At 34.0% G+C, this 20,483-nt stretch carries 24 protein-coding genes, 2 tRNA genes and 4 pseudogenes; 5 read left to right on the top strand and 25 right to left on the bottom strand.

The window, feature by feature from the left end; translation table 11 throughout:
• Window positions 1-134: 134 nt before the first annotated feature.
• From SMA_RS09205 to rsgA, 5 genes are read right to left on the bottom strand one after another with little or no spacing between them, the layout of a single operon-like run.
• Window positions 135-1,073: a 3'-5' exoribonuclease YhaM family protein gene (locus SMA_RS09205; protein WP_014295292.1), complete on the bottom strand. Its 939-nt coding sequence runs from the start codon at window positions 1,071-1,073 to the stop codon at window positions 135-137.
• The gene (locus tag SMA_RS09210) at window positions 1,063-2,337 is read right to left on the bottom strand and encodes a DNA recombination protein RmuC (RefSeq protein ID WP_014295293.1); all 1,275 of its coding nucleotides are present in this window, start codon (window positions 2,335-2,337) and stop codon (window positions 1,063-1,065) included. Before SMA_RS09210 ends, SMA_RS09205 begins: the two co-directional genes overlap by 11 nt.
• Before the next feature lies 1 nt (window position 2,338).
• Entirely contained in the window at window positions 2,339-2,968 is a 630-nt protein-coding gene (locus SMA_RS09215) for a thiamine diphosphokinase (protein ID WP_014295294.1), read from the bottom strand.
• Entirely contained in the window at window positions 2,965-3,624 is a 660-nt protein-coding gene (rpe, locus tag SMA_RS09220) for a ribulose-phosphate 3-epimerase (RefSeq protein ID WP_014295295.1), read from the bottom strand. Before rpe ends, SMA_RS09215 begins: the two co-directional genes overlap by 4 nt.
• Before the next feature lie 6 nt (window positions 3,625-3,630).
• Complete coding sequence (rsgA, locus tag SMA_RS09225) at window positions 3,631-4,503, bottom strand: ribosome small subunit-dependent GTPase A (protein ID WP_014295296.1); 873 nt, start codon at window positions 4,501-4,503, stop codon at window positions 3,631-3,633.
• 127 nt (window positions 4,504-4,630) lie between these two features.
• On the opposite strand from rsgA, the gene SMA_RS09230 reads away from it, so the two are divergent.
• Together SMA_RS09230 and SMA_RS09235 are read left to right on the top strand one after the other, a co-directional pair.
• Window positions 4,631-4,714, top strand: a tRNA-Leu gene (locus SMA_RS09230).
• 56 nt (window positions 4,715-4,770) lie between these two features.
• Window positions 4,771-4,859 (top strand) — tRNA-Ser (locus SMA_RS09235).
• 85 nt (window positions 4,860-4,944) lie between these two features.
• Here SMA_RS09235 and SMA_RS09240 read toward each other — a convergent pair.
• The 6 genes from SMA_RS09240 to SMA_RS12255 form a co-directional block, all read right to left on the bottom strand.
• The gene (locus tag SMA_RS09240) at window positions 4,945-5,202 is read right to left on the bottom strand and encodes a hypothetical protein (RefSeq protein WP_014295297.1); all 258 of its coding nucleotides are present in this window, start codon (window positions 5,200-5,202) and stop codon (window positions 4,945-4,947) included.
• Between the two features lie 129 nt (window positions 5,203-5,331).
• Complete coding sequence (locus SMA_RS09245) at window positions 5,332-5,646, bottom strand: GHKL domain-containing protein (protein WP_014295298.1); 315 nt, start codon at window positions 5,644-5,646, stop codon at window positions 5,332-5,334.
• A 573-nt stretch (window positions 5,647-6,219) separates the two neighbouring features.
• A complete protein-coding gene (locus tag SMA_RS09250) occupies window positions 6,220-6,531 on the bottom strand; it encodes a bacteriocin immunity family protein (protein ID WP_014295300.1) in 312 nt (103 codons plus the stop codon).
• 11 nt (window positions 6,532-6,542) lie between these two features.
• Window positions 6,543-6,692 carry a hypothetical protein gene (locus SMA_RS09255; protein ID WP_014295301.1) on the bottom strand — a complete coding sequence of 50 codons (150 nt, stop codon included), beginning with the start codon at window positions 6,690-6,692 and terminating at the stop codon, window positions 6,543-6,545.
• A 9-nt stretch (window positions 6,693-6,701) separates the two neighbouring features.
• Window positions 6,702-6,881 carry a DUF3884 family protein gene (locus tag SMA_RS12250; RefSeq protein ID WP_014295302.1) on the bottom strand — a complete coding sequence of 60 codons (180 nt, stop codon included), beginning with the start codon at window positions 6,879-6,881 and terminating at the stop codon, window positions 6,702-6,704.
• Entirely contained in the window at window positions 6,823-7,002 is a 180-nt protein-coding gene (locus SMA_RS12255; protein ID WP_014295303.1) for a hypothetical protein, read from the bottom strand. The genes SMA_RS12250 and SMA_RS12255 overlap by 59 nt, the downstream gene beginning before the upstream one ends.
• Window positions 7,003-7,222: 220 nt before the next feature.
• Here SMA_RS12255 and SMA_RS11610 point away from each other — a divergent pair, with 220 nt between their 5' ends.
• Complete coding sequence (locus SMA_RS11610; RefSeq protein ID WP_014295304.1) at window positions 7,223-7,363, top strand: hypothetical protein; 141 nt, start codon at window positions 7,223-7,225, stop codon at window positions 7,361-7,363.
• 17 nt (window positions 7,364-7,380) lie between these two features.
• Here the strand turns inward: SMA_RS11610 and SMA_RS09265 are convergent, their stop codons facing one another.
• From SMA_RS09265 to SMA_RS09295, 7 genes and pseudogenes are all read right to left on the bottom strand, one after another.
• Window positions 7,381-8,688: a sensor histidine kinase gene (locus tag SMA_RS09265; RefSeq protein ID WP_014295305.1), complete on the bottom strand. Its 1,308-nt coding sequence runs from the start codon at window positions 8,686-8,688 to the stop codon at window positions 7,381-7,383.
• Between the two features lie 7 nt (window positions 8,689-8,695).
• On the bottom strand, window positions 8,696-9,427 hold the full coding sequence (locus SMA_RS09270; RefSeq protein ID WP_014295306.1) for a response regulator transcription factor: 732 nt from the start codon (window positions 9,425-9,427) through the stop codon (window positions 8,696-8,698).
• 16 nt (window positions 9,428-9,443) lie between these two features.
• Window positions 9,444-9,728: a LytTR family DNA-binding domain-containing protein gene (locus tag SMA_RS09275; RefSeq protein ID WP_231101259.1), complete on the bottom strand. Its 285-nt coding sequence runs from the start codon at window positions 9,726-9,728 to the stop codon at window positions 9,444-9,446.
• A gap of 201 nt (window positions 9,729-9,929) precedes the next feature.
• A protein-coding gene (locus SMA_RS09280) for an IS3-like element IS981 family transposase (protein WP_145971690.1) occupies window positions 9,930-11,041 on the bottom strand; the annotation gives its coding sequence in 2 pieces (ribosomal slippage) (window positions 9,930-10,825 and window positions 10,825-11,041; 1,113 coding nt in all).
• 420 nt (window positions 11,042-11,461) lie between these two features.
• Window positions 11,462-11,545, bottom strand: a pseudogene (locus tag SMA_RS12395) (DNA topology modulation protein); the annotation flags it as partial.
• Window positions 11,546-11,851: 306 nt separating this feature from the next.
• Window positions 11,852-13,021, bottom strand: a complete 1,170-nt coding sequence (locus SMA_RS09290; protein WP_014295309.1) for an MFS transporter — start codon at window positions 13,019-13,021, stop codon at window positions 11,852-11,854.
• The gene (locus SMA_RS09295) at window positions 13,014-14,069 is read right to left on the bottom strand and encodes a ThiF family adenylyltransferase (protein WP_014295310.1); all 1,056 of its coding nucleotides are present in this window, start codon (window positions 14,067-14,069) and stop codon (window positions 13,014-13,016) included. The genes SMA_RS09290 and SMA_RS09295 overlap by 8 nt, the downstream gene beginning before the upstream one ends.
• A gap of 406 nt (window positions 14,070-14,475) precedes the next feature.
• On the opposite strand from SMA_RS09295, the pseudogene SMA_RS09300 reads away from it, so the two are divergent.
• A pseudogene (locus tag SMA_RS09300) lies at window positions 14,476-15,601 on the top strand (IS256 family transposase).
• Between the two features lie 384 nt (window positions 15,602-15,985).
• Here SMA_RS09300 and SMA_RS09305 read toward each other — a convergent pair.
• The 7 genes and pseudogenes from SMA_RS09305 to SMA_RS09325 all read right to left on the bottom strand — a co-directional run bounded on the left by SMA_RS09305 (window position 15,986) and on the right by SMA_RS09325 (window position 18,097).
• Window positions 15,986-16,174, bottom strand: a complete 189-nt coding sequence (locus SMA_RS09305) for a class IIb bacteriocin, lactobin A/cerein 7B family (RefSeq protein WP_006531876.1) — start codon at window positions 16,172-16,174, stop codon at window positions 15,986-15,988.
• A gap of 19 nt (window positions 16,175-16,193) precedes the next feature.
• On the bottom strand, window positions 16,194-16,427 hold the full coding sequence (locus tag SMA_RS09310; protein WP_039671240.1) for a Blp family class II bacteriocin: 234 nt from the start codon (window positions 16,425-16,427) through the stop codon (window positions 16,194-16,196).
• 224 nt (window positions 16,428-16,651) lie between these two features.
• Entirely contained in the window at window positions 16,652-16,702 is a 51-nt protein-coding gene (locus SMA_RS12400; protein WP_371410733.1) for a hypothetical protein, read from the bottom strand.
• Window positions 16,703-16,790: 88 nt separating this feature from the next.
• Window positions 16,791-16,916: pseudogene (locus SMA_RS12405) on the bottom strand (CPBP family glutamic-type intramembrane protease); the annotation flags it as partial.
• Complete coding sequence (locus SMA_RS09315; RefSeq protein ID WP_014295313.1) at window positions 16,864-17,298, bottom strand: hypothetical protein; 435 nt, start codon at window positions 17,296-17,298, stop codon at window positions 16,864-16,866. The pseudogene SMA_RS12405 and the gene SMA_RS09315, both read right to left, overlap by 53 nt.
• Before the next feature lie 169 nt (window positions 17,299-17,467).
• Window positions 17,468-17,779, bottom strand: a complete 312-nt coding sequence (locus SMA_RS09320) for a hypothetical protein (protein ID WP_014295314.1) — start codon at window positions 17,777-17,779, stop codon at window positions 17,468-17,470.
• Window positions 17,780-17,866: 87 nt separating this feature from the next.
• A complete protein-coding gene (locus SMA_RS09325) occupies window positions 17,867-18,097 on the bottom strand; it encodes a ComC/BlpC family leader-containing pheromone/bacteriocin (protein ID WP_014295315.1) in 231 nt (76 codons plus the stop codon).
• A gap of 241 nt (window positions 18,098-18,338) precedes the next feature.
• On the opposite strand from SMA_RS09325, the pseudogene SMA_RS09330 reads away from it, so the two are divergent.
• Window positions 18,339-20,482 (top strand): annotated as a pseudogene (locus SMA_RS09330) (peptide cleavage/export ABC transporter).
• The last annotated feature ends 1 nt before the right edge of the window (window position 20,483 follow it).

Raw genomic sequence — 20,483 nt, forward strand, 5'->3', positions numbered from 1 at the left:
TTTTTTGTCATTATATCATAAGAAGACAAAAAAAACGAACATTTTAATAAAAAATGTTCGTTTTTTGTGTTTTTCCCTAATGCAAAGGGGATTTTAAGTGAGTAATGTTAAAATGTTCTGCTTTTTATTGCCTTTTATAATTTTGGTTTGTAGAATGAGCGGTTGTCCATTGCAAAAATACGATTTGTCATTTCACCCTCGTCAATACGACCTAATGCTGTTGTCATCATCATCATTTCGGCGTCGATATTATCGATAATATGAATAATCTCTGCTTCCATAACACGTGGACGAACGGGGCTGCCGTATTCAAGCAAACCGTGATGACTTAAGATAACATGGCGTAAAATGATAACATCTTCTTTGGTGTCATCAATGTTTAATTCTGTGAGAACTTTTGTGATTTCTTCATCAATCAAGGCAATGTGACCGATTAGATTGCCACGTACAGTGTATTCGGTATTATCTGGACCAGTTAACTCAATGACTTTCGCCAAGTCATGAAGCATGATACCAGCGTAAAGCAAACTTTTGTTGAGTTGTGGATAGATATCACCAATTGCATCCGCTAAACGCACCATGGTTGCTGTATGGTAGGCTAATCCAGATTCAAAAGCATGGTGATTTGTCTTAGCTGCAGGATAAGTGAAAAATTCCTTGTCGTATTTGCGATAAAGCGCACGAACAACACGTTGCCAAACAGCATTTTCAATTTTGAACATCATTTGCTCAAGATAATCTTTGACATCAACAACGTCAACTGGTGATTTTTCTCGGAAGTCACTTGGGTCGCTTGGCTCACCCTCACATGGATTACGAAGGGTAATTTGATTGACTTGGGGCGTTCCATTATAGACCTCACGGCGACCTTTCATGTACACTACTTTACCAGCAACAAATTCTTCAACATTATAGGGCTGAGCGTCCCAAAGATTACCAGAAATTTCACCAGTATCATCTTGGAAAGTAAAGGCAATATAATCCTTGCCAGCTCTCGTCTTACGAAGCTCTGCGGATTTTATTAAGTAGAACCCTTCAAAAAGTTCATCTTTTTTCATTTGATTAATTTTCATGATTTTCCTCGTCTTCTAATGGTGGGAGGTTAAGTAAACTTGCAGTTGCTTGGTCTTGATAAGATTCGACAGTATTTAAAGCTCGAATAATCGCATTTGTCCTTGTGGAAATAAGGCTATCCAAAGTGTTATTGGCAGTATTGATTTGTTTTTGAGCTTTGATCAACATATTACCAAATTTTTCAAATTCTACCTTAACATTTCCTAAAATTTTGCTAATATCGTTTGCGTTTTTTTGAATATTGAGAGTTTTGAATCCGACAGCAAGCGAATTTAATAGAGCTGATAAGGTTGACGGTCCTGCTATGACAATATTTTCATCACGTCGCAAGCTATCAAAGAAATTAGCATTACGAACCACTTCTGAATACAAACCTTCTGTTGGTAAAAACATAATTCCAAAATTAGTTGTCTCAGGTGGATTGAGGTATTTTTTATTAATATCTTTAGCAAAGCGTTTAATGCTGTTAAGAAGCGACTTGCGGTAAAGCTCAACTTGTTCTTTGTCACCACTTTCGTAAGCACCTTCCAAGCGATAGTAATCCTCCAATGGGAATTTCGAATCAATTGGCAAATAAACATAGCCGTCATCATCTGTTCCTGGAAGTTTTATGGCGTATTCAACACGCTCACTAGAGCCTGAAACGGTCGGAAATTCTCGTTCATATTGGTTAGGCGTCATAATATCTTCGATAATTTGCCCCAGTTGTAACTCACCAAGAATACCACGTGTCTTAGTATTGGAAAGTACTTTGTTTAAAGTGCCAACATCTTGTGCGACATTTTTCATCTCGCCCAAGCCTTGATTGACAGACTCCAGTTGCTTAGAAACGGTCTCAAATGAGGCTTTCAAGCGATTTTGCAAGGTTTGTTCGAGTTTTTCTTCAACCGTTTGACGCATTTCTTCCAAACGTTTTTCGTTTGATTCTTGCATTTCTTTGACAGAATTTGTCAAATTGCGGTTGATGATTTCTAAACGCTGGTCAGAACGGTCACGATTTTCATTCAAACTTTGATGAAGGACATCGCGAATATCATTTAATTGTGTGTATAAATCATTTTGCAAACGATTTATCTGATTATTCAACGCTAAAACTTGGTCTTTTTGCGCTAAATCAAGCTGATATGAGATTTGGTCAGATAAATTATCAGCGTTCTCGTCCAGTTTTTGTGAAACATTTTCTACCAGCTTTGTCATTTTCAGCAAAAGATAAATCAGCAAAACGACACTAAGAAGTCCTAATAATAATGTAATAATTAACATTTTACCTATCCTTACTTTGAATAACGATAAGATAGCCTGATTTTAAGGTAACTGTAATTGGTTGGTCAAGAAATTCATTACTTGAATAGATTTTTTTCTTGAAAAAATTACTGGCGTCAAACTCGTATTTAGCACCTTTAATGGTCAAATCAGCGTCACCATCAGCCATAAAAGAAACGTAAATCATTTCTTTTTCTGGCAAAACTTGATTAGAACCTGCAGGATAAAACTGCACGGTATTTTGCTCATCGCGTAGGGTTATCTGACGCATGAAGGGTGCTAATTCTGGGTCGCTTGGTAGAAAAAGATTGGACATCATGTGGTCAATTCGACCGCCAAAAGCGCCGAAAATCGTCACTTGTGCTTGTGGGCATTTTGAGAAAATCGCCTTTAGGGCTAACTCTGTATCCGTGTCGTCTTTTTCTGGTGCAGCCTTGATGAAATCGCCAGCTTTTTCTTGAATCATTTGTAATTCTTCTTTGCTGACAGAATCAAAATCTCCCACTGCCAAATCTAAAGGTAATTGATTTTTTAATAGGAAAAGACTACCATGGTCAACACCGACAAAAAGCTCAAAATCAGTCGAAAAATCTGACAAGCGACCGCCAGTAAAAACAGCTATCTTAGTCATCTAACCGCCACACGCAATGCTTCTACTTGTGCAGCTAAATCACTTGCTTTGAAGAGATACGAACCAGCAACAAAGACATTAGCTCCAGCATCATAGCAAGCTTTGATAGTCTTATTATCAACGCCACCGTCAACTTCGATGTCAAAATCATAGCCTTTTTCATCGCGGAGTTGAGCAACTTTTGCCACTTTTTCAAGCATTTCAGGAATGAAGGCTTGTCCACCAAATCCTGGGTTGACTGTCATGATAAGCACTTGGTCAACCAAACTCAAGACAGATTCAATAGCTGAAACTGGTGTTCCTGGGTTGATAACAACACCTGCTTTCATACCTGCAGCTTTAATTTTTTGCAAAGCACCATGAATATGAAGAGTTGACTCCGCATGAATTGTCATAATATCCGCACCAGCTTGCGCAAATGCGTCAACATAACGTTCTGGATTAACCACCATAAGGTGACAATCAAAAACGAGTTTGCTGTGTTTACGCATGCTAGCCACGACATCTGCACCAAAACTGATATTTGACACAAATTGTCCATCCATAATGTCGATATGAACATATTCTGCACTTGTTTCTTCGATACGTTTTAATTCTGAAGCGAAATTTGCATAATCAGCTGCTAAAATTGATGGTGCGATTTTATTGTTTGACATAAGTACCTACTTTCTTTTTATAACTTTCTTATACGTTTCACGACGGTTTTCAATTTCACTAAGAAATTGGAGATAATTATCATACCGTGACTGCCAAAGGTCGCCTGATTCCAAGGCTTCCTTAACCGCACATGATGGCTCATGCGTATGCGTACAGGAACGGAATTTACAGTAATGACTAAGGTGCCTTAGCTCTGGAAAAGCTTCGTTGAGATCTTCGGCATTTGTAATTTCATAATCAAGCGATGAAAATCCTGGCGTATCTGCTATTTTCCCACCATTAACATTGTAAAAACTAACTGCACGAGTGGTATGGCGACCACGTCCAAGACTATCCGAAATTTCACCTGTTTCTAACTTGAGTTCTGGAGCAATTTTATTTAATAATGTTGATTTACCAACACCTGTTTGCCCAATGAAAACAGTCACTTTGTCGGTCAATAGCGGAAGCAATTCTTCCAAAGACGTGCAAAATTGATAACCAATTTCTTGATATTGTCTTTGAATTGTCCTTATCTCATCAGGAGTTGTCACTAAATCCATTTTTGAAATATAAACAATCGGTTCTATCGCCTTATGCTCTAATAAGACCAAAAAACGATCCAACAAATTGGCATTAAAGTCTGGTTCTTTGGCTGACATGATGACAACCGCTTGGTCAATGTTGACAATCGGTGGTCGAACCAAACTATTCTTTCGGTCATGAATCGCTAAAATGTAGCCTTCTGAATGGTCATCTGCTGAAAATTCAACAAAATCGCCAACATAAGGTGTTTGACCTTTTTTTCTAAAATTGCCACGCGCACGTGTCTGATAAATGACTCCGTCAGATTCAACATAGTAAAAACCTGCTAGAGACTTGATAATTCTACCTTGCAAATGTATTTCCTTTTTATAATTGATAGTCTCATTATAGCAAAAAATGCCCTTTTATTCAGTACCTAGCTCAAAAGATTTCTCATGTTTGTCTTTTTTGATTAAAAGTCGTATAATAATTTTGTCTTTTGCGGAAGTGGTGGAACGGCAGACACGCATGCTTCAGGCGCATGTGCCCAGTATGGGCGTAAGGGTTCAAATCCCTTTTTCCGCATGGTATTTTGAGCAACATTATCATTTGAAATCAAACAACGCTTAAATACGACATTTGGAAAGGTGGCCCAGCTTGGTACGGCACCAGACTCGAAATCTGGCAAGTGGATGTTATTCACACGCGGGTTCAAATCCCGTCCTTTCCTTATAACAAATAAAGAAGCTGGGACAAAAGGTGCTCAGCTTCTTTGTTTACATAGTTATTATTTATTAGTTGCCTCTCTATCTATATTATTCGCAAAAGGTTTTAAAAAAATGCCCTATTGAGCATTGAATAACACAAGTTTTTTTAAAAATATTCACAATAAGATCAGCAGCTACTGATGATAGGATAATACTTATAAGAGCTCCACTCCACAAACTATCCAAAAGAAATGGTGACGTATTTTTGTTACAATGTTTTTTTGTGTTGTCAAACAATTTGTAAGCTGTAAATAATTGATAACCAGCTAACAATAAACAAGCAATACCAGCTAAAACTTCTAACATAAAATACCTCTTTTCATTCGGAATTTGTTAATCGTGTATTTAAATAAAATATATATCTTTAAAGATGGTGCAGTTTTTTTAAATTATCAGAAAAAAACTTAGTGTTTCTAATGCATCAATTTTCAAAATTTATCTAAAGAGGTGATTTGAGCTGCTTGTTTCAATGGGTAGCTTGCCATATTCTTGATGAAATTCAATAACTGTTGCTAAGCCAATACCACGATTATTACCTTTGCTTGAATAGCCTTTTTGATTAACGTTATCAATCGGAATACTATCTTCTTTGGTTGAATTTTCAATCATAAAAACAAAGTTATCATCTTGATAAAAATTCGCTACGGATATTTTAGGAACATCTGATAATACTGTAGCTTCAATCCTATTATCAAACAGAATAGCAAGGCTATGAATGTAGGTAATACGTGGAATTTCGAAACAATCCATGACTGTCCAATAGCATTGATTCTTGTAGAAAATAGCGCTACTAATGAATAAGACACCGTCCTAAGCAAAATATCCCCTACTGCAACTGGAAAAAAAACATAAAAATATGATACCTTGGTAGCAAGAAACTATCATGACGGTAAGATAAAGTGATAAAGCACAACAACACCAGCTTCCATTCCTATTATCAAGCTATTTAATATTGGATTTTTAACTATTTTTTTCATCCTTTCTCCCTGAAAGTCTAAATCATCAAGAACACTTGGCAAACTGTCCAAGAAAAATTTTTCACATCTCTACACGATTCCCTCACATCAGAAAGTTATTTAATAACCACTAATTACTATAATCCTTTTTGAGTGATAATTTCATTTAATGTTATGAAATAACCAAAAATAGTCGTGAAAGGTCAAAATTGTCAGTTAAGGCGTTTTATGACTTACCTGCCTTTTTGGCATAGCAGTAATAATTTTGAAAATAAATGCTTATAATCATCGTTTGATAATTGCTGTATTAACAAGTTTTCCCAAGTGTCGTGATGATGTTTTCTATTATTTTTTTATACTAAAGTTATCAATGACCACCGCCCACGACACCCATAGCTATGAGACCACGTCCGAGATTTTTTTCAAATTCTCCATATGTCGCGATTTTTTGATAAAAAGTATTCACCGATGCGCTCATTTTTGTTTTCTTGGCAATATTTGCAACACCGATTCGGCGTAAATCAGATGCTAAAGACATCACAGCTCTATCAAAATCCTGACCTGCTTCTACCGCATTTTTGAAAGTTAGTAGTGCTTGACGTTCTTCATCTTTGATGTCAACAGACAAGACAAGGTCATAAACCTCATTTAACAACTCTTCTTTTACTAATTTTGTCATAATGTCTCCTCCTAAGGTAATAAAGCATTGACAAGACTACGACCAAAGTCGCGTCCAGACATGTAAATTATTTTAAAAATCTGCGGATAAACGGTTAGTAACAAAATGATGTCAATAACCAAAACCGCTGTTTTATACTGTGAAAATAATGTTTTTATCATAAATACTCCCTATAATCCCAATATTTCAGAAAATGGCAGGTAATCCGTCGTAAATTCTAACTTTTGAGCTTCGTCAGTAGAGCCTTGAGCTTGTTGAATGAAGGCTTTTTGAAAGTCAGCCAAAGTCAACTCAGAATGACAAAGCCAATGATTTCCAGTTGTTGTGTACCATTTCCCCAAATGTTTCAACGTCGTCGAAAACTACAACTTTTTTTGTCAGATTTGTCTGATCGATAACATAGATTTTTTCATGCGTATAGGTTGGAAAAGCAATCTTTTTAATCAATTGTTTTACTGATGCCACTAACATGACAATCACCTGCTTTCACTTATATTTCCTAATAACATGCCTCCATTATACCCCTTTTCAACTCATAACGAACACCCAAGTCGCAAAACGTTGTTTTTTAGTCGCGAATGGTAATTTTTTTAATAATTGCCGTTTACGACCGAAAAATGACGTTTTATGACTTAGAGGAAACCTGTAAGAAGTTTTCTGCTACAATTAATCACTAAGGAGGTTTATAAAAATGATGACAGAAAAAATGTTTAAAGAATTAAATCAATCCGAATTAGAGAAAACGATTGGTGGAAAGAATAAGGATTTCTTAATTGTTGGACCTTTCGATTGGTTTAAAAAACATCAAGGGAAATCACAAAAACACATGTAAAAAATCATTCGACTATTTCAGTCGAATGATTTTTTGATTCGTATTGTTTGTCTAAAATGATAATTTTTGCTTGATGTTTGTACCGACATATTTGGATACTTTTTCAACATCTGGTTAACCGTTTTAAGACCAACACCTCGTCCAAAGCCCTTACTTGAATAATTCTTCTGATAAATCAATTCCACAGGAACTCGTTCTTCTTTTGTGGTGTTATCAATAACTAGTAAATAGTCATCCCCTTGATAGAAACAAGCAATAATCATGGCAGGATTTTCAGCTTCCATAGCTGCTTCAATCGCATTATCACACAAAATCGACAAAAGTCGCACATAGTCTAGTAATGGTATCTCAGGAAGTCCGATCTTATCCTTAACCTCTAATTGAACGGCAATGTGATAAGACTCAGCCTCTAAAAACTTTGCTGATAATACACTTTTTATTGCATCATTGTCAATATTAATCAATCGTCCAATATCAAATTTTTTATTCTGAACAAGGTGCCCTGACTCTTCTAATACAGAATTGTAAATATTTCTGACCATATCCATATCATCTTGGTCAATTCCCTCTTTTAAACTCGCTAAGATATTAGCATAATCATGACGAAAAGCTCTTAGTTCTTCATATAAGCTTTCGATTTGTTTACTATACACTGACAAAGAATGCAGTTCTTGTTCTCGCGCTAACGACACTTCTTTCTCAAGCCAATTTTGATAAGAGCGATTCATATAAAACAGCATTAAAATGAAGAAAGTGAAATAGAGAACTACCAACCATTGGCGATAAACCAAGTTTGGAACACCACCATAAACTTCCATACCTGTTAGAAATTCAATCATGACATAGTAAAACATCATTGTTACATCTGTAAATATTAGTTTCTTTCGTAGATTCTTTATCTCACTTAGTTCAATAAAAGTTTGAAAGTTAATTTTGAACAACTTCACCATCATAAAATACATCAGAACTATTGAAAATTCTACAATGACAAATAATAAATTATTTTTATCTAAATCGGTATAACTAAAATTAAAAAATGGAATAATAAAGAAGCTAATAATTCTTTTAAAAGCACTCTCTATAACCCATGGAATACTCCCATAAAATACGTATAGAGAAAAAGGCAAGGTTTTATCTCTCAAATAAGATAGAAGCATCAAAATTAAAATACGACCGATAATAGTGTAAAACCATGTAAAATCAATGACAAAGAAAGTAACAGCTATCGTTATTATTTCCCACAATTTCAGCTTTGCTCCTCTAACATTAGAGTAAATCAACATAATCACAGGATAGTAAGCTAGTTCACTTAGATAATTACTCATTAGCTTTTCACCTCATCTCATTTAATAGAGGTTTTATTTTATCTCTAGAAACTAGGCAAGTGTCCCCAGTTTCGAAATAAACACTTCGTGTCGCTCTATCAAATCTAACCACATTATCCACATTAATGATAAAAGAACGGTGACACTTGAAAAGACGTTTGTCTGATTTAGCAATCTCTGCAATCGTCGCATAAAATTCCACTCTTTCATTTTTCGTATGCAAAATCACGCGGTGCACGGCAGGAGATGTTTCGAAATAAAGAATGTCACTATATAGAACGCGCACACGTGCTTTAGGAGTTTCAAATAAAAAAGAATTTTCGCCGAAATTATCATTTTGATGTTTCATTGCTTCCTTTAGGCACAACTCTATGCGTTCACTAAATGCTTGGTCATTCAGGTTCTTATCAATAAAATCAATTGCCCCTACTAACGCTTGGTAGGTCAGCAGCATAAATTCTGAATGAGTTGTTACAAAAACAATGATAGCTGTTGCATCTTTTTCACGAATAGCTTTAGCGACATCAATTCCTTGTTTTTCGTCGTCTCTGATTTCTAAATCAAGAAAGAAAATTTGATGCTCTCCTTTTTCAGTTGCCTTAGCTATAATCTCATTTGCAGAACTAAACACCTCTATTCTCTGATAGTCCCAATTATTTTTTGCCATAATGGTCGCAATCTCGCGTTCCATACGAAATTGCTGTATGATATTATCCTCTAGTACATAAATATCTAACATAAATCTCCTCTAAAAATCAGTCATTTGAGATGATTTCTTTTAGTTGACTTCCTTTACTTCGTGCATAATGTACAGGTCGCTTTTCATCTCCAACATATAAAAGTCGCTGCTCTCTATCCATTATCCGTATTTTATCCCTATTTACCAAAGTATCACGGTGGCACCTAAAGAACTGATGATATTCTCTTTCAATATCTTTCAATTGATGATAAATGTGATATTCCTCATCAGCGGTTACGACCTTGACCATATGAATTTTTTCCTTAGAGACTTGAATAAAAAGGATATCGTCAATAGCCAATTTATAATCTCTCCTGTTAATTGTAAATTTAAAATATTTCATAAATCATTATTCCCTCCAATAGCATTATAAAGGAAATATTGATAAAAAAAATCTTTAAGTCATAAACAGACAAAATAAGGTCACGAACGGTCACTTTTTATTGTATGACGTTAAGTCAAGTTTTTAGAGTAACAAACGTAGAATTTTAATCTATTTATTTTAAGCACTTACCTTTTCAAATTGATTAGGTGTAAGATACCCTAAACTTTGATGGATTCGTTTTGAATTATAAAAGGCTTCGATGTACCAGAAAATACTCTGATAGGCTTCTTCAAAGTTCTTATATTTAAATTGATACACCCACTCTCTTTTTAAATGTCCATGCCAAGATTCAAGACTGGCATTATGATAAGGGTATCCCCTTCGACTGAAAGAGTGAGTCATCCCATAATACTTAAGCAACTCTTCATACTCTAGACTCGTATACTGGGTTCCTTGGTCAGAATGAAGAATAACAGCTTCTGGATAGTCTTGTGATTTAATGGCCTTATTTAAAGTTCTTTGCACTAATTCTACAGTCATTCGCTTGCCCAAATCCCAAGCAATGACTTTTTTAGTATAACGATCCATAATGGTTGAGAGATAAGCCCATCCTTGTTGAGTAGGAATATAAGTAATGTCGGTTGACCAAACCTTATTTTTCTTTGTAGGTTCAGTCTGTATGAGATTTTTTCGATTGATGTGATCACTTAGTGAGTATCCAGGCTTAAGTTTCTTAATGACTACAGACTTGAGTTGAAGTTGCTTCATTAGCTTCTGTACCAGTTTTAACCCGACTTTTTCCCCTTGTTTAAATAGAAGATGATGAATTTTAGGAGCACCATAGATTCCTCGGTTAGCATTGAAGAGTTGAGAAATTTTGAGTGACAGGTATTGTCTCTTTAATTGAGTTTTAGATGGATGTCGGTTAATCCGTTCATAATAACTTGATTCAGGAACATCAAGGAGTTGACAGCTTAGTCTGACATTGAGTGCTAAAGTTTGTATGGTTTGAGCCATATCCGCAGCACTCACTTCTTTTTCTCGGCGAATATGGTCAATACTTTTTTTAAGATGTCTCGTTCTTCCTTAACTTTAGCCAGTTGTCTTTTTAATTCTAGAAAATCAGCTTTAGAGACGGAGCTTTCATTAGATTTAGAGTAGAGGTCTATCCATTTATAAATTGTTGCAGGGGCCACGTCGTATTCTTTAGACAGCTGGGTGACGGATTGACCAGAATGATAGAAGGCGATAAGGGTTTCTTTAAATTCTTTTGAGTAGCGTTTTTTCATGTTTTTGTCCTTTGTCTAAATTATACAATAGTGACTCTAAGATTTAAGGATAACATCAGTAACATAGTAAAATGATATTCCGATATACTAAAAAAACAAAAATTAAGTACACTAACAACTAGTGGATAATTTTTGTTTTTCCATATTAGAGAAGTGATTAAAAGACATTGAGTAACAAACCTAATCCAAGAACAAAAAGAATAATCCCAGATAGGCCATCGCTCCATAAACTAGCCAACAGAAACTGCGATGTGTTTTCATTGCCATTTGCTTTAGTGTCAGTTAACAACTTATAAGTGTTATAAAATTGAAATACTGCTATTAATAAGCACACGACACCAACGATTTTAGTTACATAATAGCCTCTTTTATGCTTCAATATTATTTTGAACAAGTTTAGCTAATTGCTTTAGCTTGTTCACACATAAAGTATATATCTTTTTTGAGTTTTTTCGCCAAAGTCGACTTTCCAGAACCACTATAGCCAATGATTGCAATTTTCAACTCATGTCTCCTTTTTCAATTCTGTTTCTTGACTATTATCATAACATAAAGCAGATATCTTACGAGGCAATAATTCATGTTTAAACAAGCAAAAAAAGCCTTGTAAATCAAGGCTTTTCCTGTTGTATTTAGATGCCCCCTACAGGTAGTTTATAGAGATTTATACATATAGAGAAAAGGATTTTTATTGATTTTATGCGATTTTAGTATCTTTATATTTTAAAAGAATTTATATTTTAAAAGAATTTTTGTTTCGCAACAAATTCGCAACAAGTTTTGTTTCATATTTTATTTTATACTACATAGTTAAATATAATTTTTAATAAAGTAATTTAATAACAATAATATAGATAAAAGGGAGAGAATGAATGCTGAGCTTATCACAAGACTAACGCTCATATAATTCAGTAAAAAACTTAAAGCATATAAAATTAATAATCCACTTATCCTAGAGATTGTTGACTTGAGAGATATTAACGAAGATATTGTTTTCGTTGATACCTGTTTATTAAAATATATATTTAGGACAAATTGAATTATATAAAATATAAAGACATATAAAATATAGGCTATAAGATAAACTACGGGCAAGTTTGATAAGAAAAATAAAGGCAAGGCAATAACTAATAAGAGAAATAATCGATAGTTAACTAACTTTTGTAGTTTGTCTGTATGTATAGAATAGGATAGGATACTGATTATTTGAAAAAGAAAATAGAAAGCTGTGAAATATCGTTTATCAATACCTTTTTCCAATAAAAAGGATTGCCACAATTGAAAATGTGCTTGAAAAAATAACTGTGTTAATAAGTCAAAAACAATAATAACTCTAAGAATACTATTTTCTTTTAGCTCTTTAAAACTTATAGAAATTTGTTTCTTAAAAGTATCTATATTTATTTTTTCTTTATAGTAATCTCTATCTTCTTGGAAGAAAAAGCCAATATCAAAAATAGATAAACAAACTAATATTATAGCAATAATATATATTTTTATACCTATCATAAAATATAGAATACCACCTATACCACTACCGATAATCATAGATGCAAATTGAATTTTATTATCTTTAGAAATAAAAGATTCAATAAGTTTATCATTAGATGAACGTTTCAATTTATTTATTAAATAGGAATCCAAAGTACCGCTTTCAAATGCTGCTGCAATCCCATATATAAACCAAGCTAAATATAAAAAATAGAAGTTGGAAGATATAAGGACAATAAGAAACATAATTATTAATAAAACTCTTGATGATAAGTATAAATACTTTCTTGACCAATTGTCTGATAGCATTCCACTTGGAAATTCAAACAATATAATTGCTAGACTGTATGCAGACTGTATTATTAATATTTGAGAAATTGATAGTCCTTTTTCTAGTAATAAGACTGTAAGTATTGAATGAGGTAGTGTATAGGCAACTGTAACTAAGAAAGTTGCAAATAGATAATGAAAAATTTGTTTTTTAATCATCTAGTGTGCCACCACATATACTACAGTTAGGGTCCTTGGTATTAGGTAGGACATACTTTTCAAAGGAGTTACTATTAATACCCACTCGAGCATTAAGGGATTTTATACTATCATTATTACCTGCAAAATATTGAATAATATCCGATAGCGCTAAATCACATGCTAGTGAATTATTAATAATACTTGATGGTGAGGCATATTGATTATGCAACTGTGCCATTGTTTCATCATTAGAATTAATCTCGCCGTTGATTGAAAATATTCCATAACAGAAAGGACAAGAAGTTTTGTGAGGAATAACAAAAGGACCGATTACAGCAATATCATTTAAATAACCAATATTTACAAATGGAACATTATTGGTGAGAAAGTATTTTGATGATATTGAAACAGCAGTATCGTCATCTCCAGATAATATCCCAAACATTGAATTAGTATCTTTGCCCTCAAGAATATTATTGATATTATTAGTACTTATAAACTCTGTATATACTTCAATATCAAGATTAGGATTACGTAATTTTAGTGCATCAGCAATTACTTCTGACTTGTATTTTCCGATATCGTTTATCGTAAATAGAAATTGTCTATTTAAGTTACTTCTTTCAATTTTATCACCGTCGATAAGAACTAATTTTTTAGGAGAGTAGACCGATAAAGCATAACTCATAAAGTTTCCAATGCCACCACAACCAATAATGACAAAGGTTGTTTCTTTAAATTTAGTTAGAACATCTTGAACGTTATTTATTATTAGGTCCAGATAAAGTCCGTTTTTAAATTCCATAGTATCTTCTTTTTGGAAAACAGCTTTACTAGTAGTGATTAATTTATTAGCTACTAATTTTTTAAAAACCGACTTATCAATATTATTACTATCTAACCAGTTTAAGATTTCATCTTCATCTTTTTCTGTAAGTAGAAATTTTAGAATCTTTAGTGATAAATTGAATTCATCATCATTAACTGTATATTGTTTACTGCCAATACCAATTAAGTTTTCATTAGATTTTAGTGTAGTAGCGGTTAAGCTTGTTTTGTATTTCATAAATTAATCCTTCCCATTTATAATAAAAAAATCTATTTAACTATATCAAGAGATATAGTTAAATAGATTAAACCGATTAACCAAGTGTGGTTAATTCAAGATTGTACCTTTCATATTGGGTACCTCCTTCATATTTTTAGACAATTATACACCGCATGAAAAATAATGTCAATTCAAAAAATTCTGAACTTTACTTTTTTTAATTTTTGTTATTTGTTTTTATTTTCATATTGGTTGAATTATATTGTATCTAAAGTATTAAATTGGTAGTGTAAAATAAGTTGTGTAAACACAAAAAAGGAATAAATCCGTTATAGTAGAGTTGCAAAACATTACTAGAAAGAGATTTATTCCTATGACTCAGTTTACCACAGACTTGCTTAACTTCCTAGCCCAAAAATGAGATATTGATGAATCTTTCCGTATTTCTCTTGAAACAGCTATGAATGATCTGCTTCAGACAGAGTTATCAGCCTTTTTAGGGTATGAACTTTACGATAAAGTAGGCTATAATTCTTGGAATAGTCGTAATGGAACGTATTCACGAAAATTTGAAACCAAATATGGGACTGTTCAGTTGAGTATTCCTAGAGATCGTAATGGGAACTTTAGTCCAGCTTTGCTTCCCGCTTATGGACGTCGAGATGACCACTTGGAAGAGATGGTTATCAAACTCTATCAAACCGGTGTAACGACTCGAGAAATTAGTGATATCATCGAGCGAATGTATGGTCATCACTATAGTCCTGCCACAATTTCTAATATCTCAAAAGCAACTCAGGAGAATGTCGCTACTTTTCATGAGCGAAGCTTAGAAGCCAATTACTCTGTTTTATTTCTTGACGGAACCTATCTTCCATTAAGACGTGGAACCGTTAGTAAAGAATGTATTCATATCGCACTTGGCATTACACCAGAAGGACAGAAGGCTGTTCTTGGATATGAAATCGCCCCAAATGAAAACAATGCTTCTTGGTCCACCCTGTTAGACAAGCTTCAAAACCAAGGAATCCAACAGGTTTCTCTTGTAGTGACCGATGGCTTCAAGGGGCTTGAAGAGATTATCAATCAGGCTTACCCATTAGCTAAACAACAACGTTGCTTAATTCATATTAGTCGAAATCTAGCTAGTAAAGTGAAACGAGCAGATAGAGCGGTTATTCTGGAGCAATTTAAAACGATTTATCGTGCTGAAAATTTAGAAATGGCAGTGCAAGCTTTAGAGAACTTTATCTCCGAATGGAAACCAAAGTATAGGAAAGTCATGGAAAGTTTGGAGAATACGGATAATCTTTTAACTTTTTATCAGTTTCCCTACCAGATTTGGCATAGCATTTATTCGACAAACCTCATTGAGTCTCTTAACAAAGAAATCAAACGTCAAACGAAAAAGAAGATTCATTTTTCCTAACGAGGAGGCTCTGGGACGTTATTTAGTTACCCTGTTTGAAGATTATAATTTCAAGCAAAATCAACGCATCCATAAAGGGTTTGGCCAATGTGCTGACACACTTGAAAGCTTATTTGATTAACATTCTTCAACTCTACTTGAGTGTTTACACATAATTATTGACAGTATCAATAAAAATTATAGCTAAGATAATGCAGAATAAAATAACAAAAATAGAATAGTACATAGAAATTAATTTGCTTTATAACCTAAGTAAGCACCAGCTGCAGTAGTAACACCTAAATATACTAAATTAGCAACAATAATACTATGTTTTTCAAGAATAGATTATATAATAGCTAAACTATATATTTATGACGAAAAATATACAATTATTGTAAATAGTAGTGTTATTATAAATAATCTAGGGTACATCTCTCTATGTTTTTTGTCAAACAAATAGAATAGAACATATATAATGACTTGAGCTACTACAAGCCTAATTAATTCACTCCCCATCATTATATCAATTAAAATATGCTGCAGCTGCTCCTGCAGTACCACATACAACAGCATATCCTGTCGCGGTAACTGGACCGCCTGCCCATGCTAAAAGCATACCTCCGAGACAGCCACCAACTGCTGCTCCAACTTTTCCTCCACCAGAAACTAACTCTAAATCTGAGTTTGTCATTTCATGAAATTTATCATTCATCCTCAAATACCTCTTTATATCAAAGACTAGCACCTACACAATATAAGCCACCAGCTATTGCTCCAAAATGGGCTCCAACAAATGCTCCTGGAATTGAAGTAACACCAAGCGTTGCCATACCACCTACAAATCCTGATCCTGCACCTGTTAATGAGCCACCAAAAATTGCATTAACACATTTGTTTCCACCTTCAACTTTAGCAAGTTCTGCGTCTGTCATTACATCAAATTGTTCAAAAGTTTTTGTATTCATTTGAATACCTCCCAATAATTTTTTGTCATCGCGATTGACAAAATTTATTTTATCAGAATATTTCATCTTTTTTTGCCCAAGTCGTAATTTGTTGTTTTTAGGTCGTAAATGGTAAAATTTTTTGTATTTTCATGATTTTTTGACCGTTTGCGACTTATTTTAAAGTTTTTATATTCATACTATGTCTATTTTTATTGACCAAAGAAAACAAAAGTAATAAGGTGCTAGCTCAGAAAAATATTCCATGCCATATGAACAAGAATTGATGGGTAAATTGACCGTGTTTTTCTGAAAAGAAGGGCTGGCTAAAATCAAGCCAACAACAACATATTTCTCAAATAAATCCAGTCTAAAACCATAGGAAAGCAAATGTGCAAATGAAAATAAAATAGCAGATAACAAACAATCGAGGAAATACTTTGATTTTTCAAAAAAGCTAGTCATTAAAACGCCACGGTAAAGTAATTCTTCTAAGATTGGACCCAACAACCAAGGGTTGTAAAGCCACCAAAAACGCCTGCGGTGAGTGACGGAAAAACACCAAATCAAAATCAGGATTGGCCTCAACAAATAAAAGTTTGCCATAGTAGGCGTATATCAACCCAAAAGCAAGCAGAGTTAGTAAATAATCCAAAGGTTTTAGCGACGTTATTTGAAACATTTCTGGTCTTATTCGTTTTAGGTAAATGACTAATACTACAACAAAAAGAATGGTTAAACTATTAAGAACAGGATAAAAATAATCTGTTGTTGGTAAATCAAATTGCCAAAAAATCATACTCATTATTTCAACAACACCAAATAATTCGAAAACGATAAAAAATAAAGCTAACAATTTTGGCACAAGCTTGGTTTTTAGCTTTTCTATCATAGATACTCCTTTTCAAAAAAGAAAGAAGCCAAGTAAGGTAGCTTAACTTCTTCCAGAATAAATTATTATTTTTTACCGCGATTTTCTCTGCAAATATAAGGGAATGGGGTAATATGAATGGTATCTCTATTATGCTGCTTTAAACTGTAGTTTTAGATATAAATGAGAATTATAGAGGATCCTCCTCAATAATTTGATAATGTTTATGAAATTGTTTCTTTGAAACAACACGATGGTTAGTAATATCTAAAAAATCTCCGATATACCCCACAGGATAAGAGGCGTAACCAGGATAACTCAATAAGCTAATTTTCAAATTAAATTTCATAGACGGATTTATTCCGCTCATAGAAATTATTAATTTATTATCGTTCCATTTCAGATAATTTTGTTTAAAAGCTTGCTGAACCCATACTGGTTGAACATTCGTCTTACTTATTTCCCATACATCAGACAGACGACCTTTATATAATGCTTTCATAATTTACATACCGTATTTCTTTTTTGCTAAAAAATTTCTAAATTATCTTTAAAATAACATTATTTAGAAATTTCTACAGACAAATTATCAACAAGCATTAGGTGTTCCTCCAGTTCCTCCAGGATGGCAAGAACGAACAGGACCACGACGTGGATACTTTCCATTTAATTGGTCTACCACTTGACGAGGGTTAACAGGATGCGCAGCATTACCTATAGCACCCAATACATCTCCAATCCATTCCATGCCTCCACCTTCAACTTTAGCAAGTTCTGCGTCTGTCATTACATCAAATTGTTCAAAAGTTTTTGTATTCATTTGAACACCTCCCAATAATATTTTGTCGTTGCAACTGACAAATTTTATTCTAACAGATTGTGAGGTTAATGCACGCCCAAGTCGTAATTTGTCGTTTTTTAGTCGTAAATGGTAAATTTTTTCATATTTTCATAATTTTTTGACCGTTTGCAACCTATTTTTGACTTTTTACGACTTGGGCGTTTTTTAATCTTGTTTTATGGCACAATAGTTCTAGTTTCATTTTTAAAAGGGAAAGGTTATGAGAAGATATAAATATGTTAGTCAGATTGATTTGCGAGACTGTGGTGTGGCAGCTTTGGCATCAGTTGCCAAACATTATGGATCAGATTTCTCGTTGGCTCATTTGAGAGAATTAGCCAAAACAACTAAGGAAGGGACAACAGCATTAGGGATAGTTGAGGCAGCTAAAGCAATCGGCTTTGAAACACGCGCCATTCAGGCTAATATGGAACTGTTTGATATGGCTGATATTCCCTATCCTTTTATTGTTCATGTTAATAAAGAAGGCAAACTCCCGCATTACTATGTTATCTACAAAGCCAAAAAAGATTATCTTATTATCGGTGACCCTGATTCGAGCGTTGGGGTCACTAAAATGTCCAAAGCGCATTTTGCCAAAGAATGGACTGGGGTTGCTATCTTTTTAGCGCCTGCTCCGCATTATCAACCGCATAAAGATAAGAAAAATGGCTTAACAAGCTTTTTACCAATTATTTTCAAACAAAAGGTACTGCTAACTTATATCATTCTGGCAAGTTTGCTCGTGACCTTGATTAATATTGTTGGTTCTTACTATTTGCAAGGAATCTTAGATGATTATATTCCTAATCATTTGCAATCCACTCTTGGCATTGTCTCGGTTGGGTTGATTGTAACTTATATAATGCAACAAATCATGAGCTTTTCACAAAATTATTTACTTGTTGTGCTGAGCCAACGATTAACGATTGACGTGATTTTGTCTTATATTCGTCACATTTTTGAATTGCCCATGTCCTTTTTTGCCACAAGGCGGACAGGTGAAGTTATTTCACGTTTCACCGATGCTAACTCGATTATTGATGTACTGGCATCAACGATTCTCTCTTTATTTTTAGATGTGAGTATTTTGTTTATTGTCGGAAGTGTCTTAATTCTGCAAAATGCCAATCTTTTTTTCATCACCTTAATAGCATTTCCTATCTATGTATTATTTTGGCTTTTATGAAACCTTTTGAGCGAATGAATCACGATGTCATGCAAGCCAATTCTATGGTTAGCTCTGCGATTATCGAAGATATCAATGGTATTGAAACGATTAAATCTTTGACTAGTGAGGAAGTCCGTTATCAAAATATTGACCGTGAATTTGTGGATTATTTGGATAAAAGTTTTACGCTTAGTAAGTATGAAGCTGTGCAAACGTCGTTAAAACAGGGAGCACAGCTGATTTTAAACGTTGTCATTCTCTGGTATGGTTCACATTTAGTCATGACTGGGAACATTTCAGTAGGACAATTGATTACTTACAGTACGCTTCTGTCGTACTTTACAACGCCAATGGAAAATATTATTAATCTGCAAACCAAACTACAATCTGCCAAAGTAGCTAACAATCGTCTCAACGAAGTTTACTTAGTGTCGTCTGAATTTGATGGCAAACAACTCTTAAATGACAGCCATTTTCTACAAGGAGATATTGTTTTTGATGATGTTTCTTATAAATATGGTTTTGGTCGTGACACGCTGAGTCATGTGAATTTACGCATTAAGAAAGGTGAAAAAATTAGCCTAGTTGGTATCAGCGGTTCTGGTAAGACAACCTTAGCTAAAATGATTGTCAATTTTTACACACCTAACCATGGACAGATTACCCTTGGTGGCTACGATTTAAAAACCATTGATAAAAAAGCCATTCGCCAATACATTAATTACCTACCACAACAGTCTTACGTCTTTTCAGGGACGATTTTAGAAAATTTAACCTTGGGAGCACCTGACAATATTACGCAAGAAGAAATTCTGAATGCTTGTGAAATCGCTGAAATCCGTGCTGATATTGAATCGATGCCACTAGCATACCATACCGAACTTTCAGATGGTGCTGGGTTATCTGGTGGGCAAAAGCAACGTTTAGCTTTAGCACGCGCTTTACTGACACAAGCTCCCGTCTTGATTTTAGATGAAGCCACAAGTGGTCTTGATGTTCTAACGGAAAAACGTGTGATTAAAAATTTACTATCTCTCACAGACAAGACTATTATTTTTGTTGCCCACCGTTTGAGCATTGCTGAACAATCTGACCGTGTCATTGTTCTAGATAAAGGACAAGTCATCGAAGAAGGGCATCATAAACAACTCATCCAAAATCAAGGTTTCTATGCACAGTTATTTCATGAATAAA

It is taken from the genome of Streptococcus macedonicus ACA-DC 198, from assembly GCA_000283635.1.
Lineage (GTDB): Bacteria > Bacillota > Bacilli > Lactobacillales > Streptococcaceae > Streptococcus > Streptococcus macedonicus.

What these genes read in the sequence shown, in the direction of transcription:
- SMA_RS11610 (WP_014295304.1), top strand. Translation starts at nt 7,223, where the DNA reads ATGATGACAGAAAAAATGTTTAAAGAATTAAATCAATCCGAATTAGAG.
- SMA_RS09270 (WP_014295306.1), bottom strand. Translation starts at nt 9,427, where the DNA reads ATGTTAGATATTTATGTACTAGAGGATAATATCATACAGCAATTTCGT.
- SMA_RS09205 (WP_014295292.1), bottom strand. Translation starts at nt 1,073, where the DNA reads ATGAAAATTAATCAAATGAAAAAAGATGAACTTTTTGAAGGGTTCTAC.
- SMA_RS09240 (WP_014295297.1), bottom strand. Translation starts at nt 5,202, where the DNA reads ATGTTAGAAGTTTTAGCTGGTATTGCTTGTTTATTGTTAGCTGGTTAT.
- rpe (WP_014295295.1), bottom strand. Translation starts at nt 3,624, where the DNA reads ATGTCAAACAATAAAATCGCACCATCAATTTTAGCAGCTGATTATGCA.
- SMA_RS09250 (WP_014295300.1), bottom strand. Translation starts at nt 6,531, where the DNA reads ATGACAAAATTAGTAAAAGAAGAGTTGTTAAATGAGGTTTATGACCTT.
- SMA_RS09325 (WP_014295315.1), bottom strand. Translation starts at nt 18,097, where the DNA reads ATGAATACAAAAACTTTTGAACAATTTGATGTAATGACAGACGCAGAA.
- SMA_RS09215 (WP_014295294.1), bottom strand. Translation starts at nt 2,968, where the DNA reads ATGACTAAGATAGCTGTTTTTACTGGCGGTCGCTTGTCAGATTTTTCG.
- SMA_RS09295 (WP_014295310.1), bottom strand. Translation starts at nt 14,069, where the DNA reads ATGAAATACAAAACAAGCTTAACCGCTACTACACTAAAATCTAATGAA.
- SMA_RS09245 (WP_014295298.1), bottom strand. Translation starts at nt 5,646, where the DNA reads ATGGATTGTTTCGAAATTCCACGTATTACCTACATTCATAGCCTTGCT.
- SMA_RS09315 (WP_014295313.1), bottom strand. Translation starts at nt 17,298, where the DNA reads ATGATAGAAAAGCTAAAAACCAAGCTTGTGCCAAAATTGTTAGCTTTA.
- SMA_RS09310 (WP_039671240.1), bottom strand. Translation starts at nt 16,427, where the DNA reads ATGAATACAAAAACTTTTGAACAATTTGATGTAATGACAGACGCAGAA.
- SMA_RS09210 (WP_014295293.1), bottom strand. Translation starts at nt 2,337, where the DNA reads ATGTTAATTATTACATTATTATTAGGACTTCTTAGTGTCGTTTTGCTG.
- SMA_RS09265 (WP_014295305.1), bottom strand. Translation starts at nt 8,688, where the DNA reads ATGAGTAATTATCTAAGTGAACTAGCTTACTATCCTGTGATTATGTTG.
- SMA_RS09255 (WP_014295301.1), bottom strand. Translation starts at nt 6,692, where the DNA reads ATGATAAAAACATTATTTTCACAGTATAAAACAGCGGTTTTGGTTATT.
- SMA_RS12255 (WP_014295303.1), bottom strand. Translation starts at nt 7,002, where the DNA reads ATGTTAGTGGCATCAGTAAAACAATTGATTAAAAAGATTGCTTTTCCA.
- SMA_RS09305 (WP_006531876.1), bottom strand. Translation starts at nt 16,174, where the DNA reads ATGAATGATAAATTTCATGAAATGACAAACTCAGATTTAGAGTTAGTT.
- SMA_RS09290 (WP_014295309.1), bottom strand. Translation starts at nt 13,021, where the DNA reads ATGATTAAAAAACAAATTTTTCATTATCTATTTGCAACTTTCTTAGTT.
- SMA_RS09320 (WP_014295314.1), bottom strand. Translation starts at nt 17,779, where the DNA reads ATGAAAGCATTATATAAAGGTCGTCTGTCTGATGTATGGGAAATAAGT.